The organism is Streptomyces zinciresistens K42, assembly GCF_000225525.1.
GTDB classification, from domain to species: domain Bacteria; phylum Actinomycetota; class Actinomycetes; order Streptomycetales; family Streptomycetaceae; genus Streptomyces; species Streptomyces zinciresistens.
In genome coordinates this window covers 1-3869 of the sequence record NZ_AGBF01000350.1, presented here as the reverse complement: position 1 = coordinate 3869, position 3869 = coordinate 1, and the positions used below count along the sequence as shown (strand labels likewise).

Below are 3869 nucleotides of genomic sequence, written 5' to 3'. Positions count from 1 at the left end.
ACGCTAGGCACGGGTGCCGCCCGCCCCGTATACCCGGGGGCCATCCGGAGCACGGGCGTCGTACCGCGGTACCACAGGCGGCAGGCAACGCTCGCCCGGCAGCTGTACACGCAGAGCATTTGAGCGTGGTCACCGGGATCAGGCGCAGCCCCGCGGGCAGTTCGGCCTTGGCGTCGCCGCACTCCGCCTTGGGCACCAGGAAGACGCTCGCCCCGTCGCGGCGGGCGGCCTGCGTCTTCAGGGAGACGCCGCCGACCGGGCCGACCTTGCCTGCCGGGTCGATGGTGCCGGTGCCGGCGATGGTGCGCCCGCCGGTGAGGTCGCCGTCCGCGCCGTCGCCGTTGAGCTTGTCCACGATGCCGAGGGAGAACAGCAGCCCCGCGCTCGGGCCGCCGACGTCCGCGAGCTTCAGGGTGACCTCGACGCCCTTGCCGTCCAGGCCCAGGTAGCCGAGCGCCGCCCGGGTGGCGTCGTCCTGGGACGCCTGCATCTGCCGGGTGTTGTACCGCTCGATCTCCCGGGTGCTCCGCCCGCTCGGGTAGACCGAGTCCCGCGGCATGACGGCCCGGTCCGTGCTGAACCAGGCGTCGACCAGCTGGCCGAGCCGCACCGGGGTGTCGGGCGAGGTCGCCTCGATGGTCGTCATGCGCAGCTGGCCGGTGGTGTCCCTCACCGGGGCCCCGGTGATCGTGATCACCGGGTCGCCCTTGTTCTCCCCGAGCACGTCGGCCGTCAGTCCGGGCTGCGTCAGCGAGTACGGCAGCGGCGCGAAGGCCGCGGTGGCGAGCAGCGCCACGACGGGCACGGCGCAGACGGCGAGGGCCCGGGGGCGCGTGAGACGAGAGAACACGGGATCAATCTAACGTGGCGGCGGACGGCCGACGGGTGCGGGCCGGGCTGTCCAGGCTCTCCCATGGAGGTCACGCATGGGGGCGTGCCCGGTCACGTACGGGTCTCGTCAGGCCGGGTACAGGTTCCTGCGCCCCTTCGTGAAGCGGGCGAGGGCCTCCGGGAGGGGCGCCACCCCGATGCCCGGGGTCCGCGGCACCGGCAGATGGCCGTCCACCAGGACGAAGGGTTCGGTGACGTCCTCGGCGAAGTAGCGGGCGGACGCCGAGGTGTCCCCGGGGAGCGTGCAGCCGGGCAGGGCCGCCAGCGCCAGGTTCGCGGCCCTGCCCACCCCGGTCTCCAGCATCCCGCCGCACCACACCGGCACCCCGTGCGCGTGCGCCACGTCGTGGACCCGCCGCGCCTCCAGGAAGCCCCCGACCCGCGCGGGCTTGACGTTGACGGCGCGGCAGGCGTCCATCGCGATGGCCGAGGCGGTGTCGCGGGCGTTGTGCAGGGACTCGTCCAGGCAGACCGGGGTCGCCAGCCGCCACTGGAGCCGGGCGTGGGCGTGCAGGTTGTTCTCGGTGAGCGGCTCCTCGACCAGCAGGAGCCCGAACTCGTCCAGCCGCCGCAGATGTTCGGCGTCCGCGAGCGTGTACGCCGTGTTGGCGTCCACCTGAAGCGGCAGGGCGGCACCGAAGCGCTCCCGCACGGCCCGCACCGGCTCCAGGTCCCAGCCCGGTTCGATCTTCAGCTTGATCCGGACGTACCCCTCGGCGAGATAGCCCTCGACGTCGTCCAGCAGGGCGGCGAGCGTGGGCTTGATCCCGACGGACACCCCGGCCGGCACCCGCTCGCGCGTCGCGCCCAGATACGTGGCGAGCGGCATCCCGTACGACCGCAGCTGCGCGTCGAGCACCGCGGTCTCCAGCGCGGCCTTGGCCAGCTCGTGCCCCTTGACGGGGGCCGTCGCCGGGCCGACCAGCGCCGCGTCGAGCGCGGGCAGGGCGGCGATCCGGGGCAGCAGGAAGTCGCGCAGCACGATCTGTGCGCCTGCCGTGAACTCCGCGCAGTACCCCGGCTCGGGGTCGCCGGCGAACTCCGACCAGCCCTCGGCGCCGTCGGTGACGACGTGCAGCAGGAAGGTGTCCTTCGTCGTCATGGTGCCGAACGAGGTGCGGAAGGGCCTGACCAGCGGGATCGCGATGTGCACGGCCTCGACGCGTGCGAGCTTCACCGGGGGGCCTCCTCGCGGGTGAGCGTGTACCAGCCGTCGCGGGACATCGCGCGCGCCGCGCGGCCCTCGGCGAACGCCTTCGTGAACACCTCGCGCACCGCCCGCCGCCAGCGCAGCGCCAGTTCGGGGTCGGCGGCCCGCAGCGCCACGATGTCGTCCGGCACCCGGCACCAGACGTACCGGCCGTCGCGGTCCCGGCGGGCCAGCGGGCCCCCGTCGGGTGCGGTGTGCGTGACGGGGGCGGCGTCGCGGTCGCCGGCGCCGGGCGCGGCGGGGGCCGGGGGCCGGGGCGGGGCGACCAGGTCCCAGGTCACCTCCAGCCGGTCGCTCTCGTCGCCCTCGTTCACGCCGTCCGCCATCGGGCCGTAGAAGTCGACCAGGTAGGCGGTCCCGGCGGCGCCGAGCTTGACGAGGTTGAAGCGGGCGTTGCGGCCGGCCAGCGGGTCGAAGGTCCAGCGCATGGTGAGCGCCCCGTGCTCCACCGCCCAGGCGCGCTGGGCCCCTTTGAGCCGCGGCCCGAGCCCGCGCTCGGCCGCCGCGATCAGCGAGTACGCCTCCCGGGCTGCGGGCGGTCCGAACACCGCGGCGCAACCGCCCACGAGGCGGTCCCCGTCGTAGGCGGCGTGCACCGCGCCGCCCGCGTGGGCGAGGCTGTTCAGCGTCTCGGACAGGAACGGCGGCGCGCTGCGGGGCGTCCGCCACACCTCGCCGAAGTAGTCGGCGACGGCGGCGAACGCCGCGGGCTCGTGAACGGTACGGACGCTCAGGGAATCCATGACACGAGTGTCGGAGGCGGCGCGGGGCCGTGCCTAGTGCCGGTGAAGTTTCCGGTCACGGCAACTGGTGCCGTGCCGGGCGCGGTTCGCGGTCGGCCGGTGCGCCGGGAGTGCGCGCCGCGCGCGTCAGCGCAGGGCCTCGGCGACCTCGCGGGCGGCGTCCAGCACCCGGGGTCCGACGCGTTCGGGCACCGCGTCGGCGAGCATCACGACCCCCACGCTGCCCTCCACCCCGGTCACCCCGAGCAGCGGTGCGGCCGCCCCGCTCGCACCGGCCTCCAGTTCGCCGTGGGTCAGGGTGTAGCCGGGTTCGTCCATCGGCTGCCGCCGGGCGGCGAGGATGGCCCGGCCGGCCGCCCCGCGGTCCAGCGGATGCCGGAAGCCCGCGCGGTAGGCCACGTGGTAGTCGGTCCAGGTCGGTTCGACGACGGCCACCGCCAGTGCCTCCGTGCCGTCGACCAGCGTCAGATGAGCCGTCGCCCCTATGTCCTCCGCCAGCGCGCGCAGCGCGGGGAGCGCGGCCTCGCGCACCAGCGGATGCACCTGGCGGCCCAGGCGCAGCACTCCCAGTCCGACGCGGGCGCGTCCGCCGAGGTCGCGGCGGACCAGGGCGTGCTGTTCGAGCGTGGCGAGCAGCCGGTACACGACGGTCCGGTTCACGCCCAGTTTGTGGGATAGCTCGGTGACGGTCAGTCCGTGGTCCGTGTCGGCCAGCAGCTTGAGGACGCGCAGTCCCCGGTCGAGCGTCTGGGAGGTCTCCGCGGTCACGACGCCCACTCCTTAAGTGGTGAGGTCGGCGGCCCCCTCGCGGCGGATGCGTCACCGAGTCCCGTCAGTGACGCGCTTCAGAGGCCGCCGATCGGCCGGCGGTCCGGCATTCCGGACCGCGTCGCTTCACGGCTGCGCTCCGCGGCGGCGCTGCCACGGGGCGTGTGCGTAGCGGGACATTAGCGAGTCCGGTTCGCTGAGCGGAAGGCTCCGTCCAGAATCCGGTCAGCACCCGGTACGTACCACACACGTTTGCC

Annotated in this window: 4 protein-coding genes; all 4 read right to left on the bottom strand. The window is 74.4% G+C overall.

Annotated elements, in window-relative coordinates; translation table 11 throughout:
• A partial coding sequence (locus SZN_RS36080; protein WP_007505390.1) for a S16 family serine protease occupies nucleotides 1-850 on the bottom strand: 850 nt, incomplete at its 3' end.
• A 108-nt stretch (nucleotides 851-958) separates the two neighbouring features.
• Nucleotides 959-2068 carry an o-succinylbenzoate synthase gene (gene menC, locus SZN_RS36075; RefSeq protein ID WP_007505388.1) on the bottom strand — a complete coding sequence of 370 codons (1110 nt, stop codon included), beginning with the start codon at nucleotides 2066-2068 and terminating at the stop codon, nucleotides 959-961.
• Nucleotides 2065-2844, bottom strand: a complete 780-nt coding sequence (locus SZN_RS36070) for a hypothetical protein (RefSeq protein WP_007505387.1) — start codon at nucleotides 2842-2844, stop codon at nucleotides 2065-2067. The genes menC and SZN_RS36070 overlap by 4 nt, the downstream gene beginning before the upstream one ends.
• A gap of 126 nt (nucleotides 2845-2970) precedes the next feature.
• Complete coding sequence (locus SZN_RS36065; protein WP_007505386.1) at nucleotides 2971-3612, bottom strand: IclR family transcriptional regulator; 642 nt, start codon at nucleotides 3610-3612, stop codon at nucleotides 2971-2973.
• Nucleotides 3613-3869 lie beyond the last annotated feature (257 nt).

Bases quoted from the DNA above. Each gene is read 5' to 3' on its own strand.
- SZN_RS36070 (WP_007505387.1), bottom strand. From the start codon at position 2,844: ATGGATTCCCTGAGCGTCCGTACCGTTCACGAGCCCGCGGCGTTCGCC.